This is a genomic window from Acinetobacter genomosp. 33YU (genome assembly GCF_001990725.1).
Taxonomy (GTDB): Bacteria; Pseudomonadota; Gammaproteobacteria; order Pseudomonadales; family Moraxellaceae; genus Acinetobacter; species Acinetobacter seifertii.
Map to the genome: position 1 here is coordinate 1 of NZ_LFZQ01000026.1, position 248 is coordinate 248.

General features: G+C 43.1%; 1 protein-coding gene. It reads left to right on the forward strand.

The genetic code is table 11. The features are described 5' to 3' along the window. The coding region (locus tag AC056_RS18870; RefSeq protein ID WP_139344680.1) for a hypothetical protein at positions 1-248 on the forward strand (248 nt) is incomplete at both ends.

A 248-nucleotide genomic window follows, 5' to 3' on the forward strand; every position in this document is an offset into this window, starting at 1 on the left:
CTGAACTTTAGTGTGAATGGCGGTACGGCTGATAATGTGAAGTTAGGTGAAACAGTTAACTTTGCCAATGGCACCAACACCACAGCAGTTTATGACCCTGCCACCAACACCTATAAATACAATGTAAATGACAACATTAGTTTAACGAACGCAGGCAGTATAACGGTCGGCAATTCTAAGGTTGATAACAGTGGTTTGACGATTACAGGCGGTCCAAGTGTAACGACTGCTGGTATTAATGCGGCTAA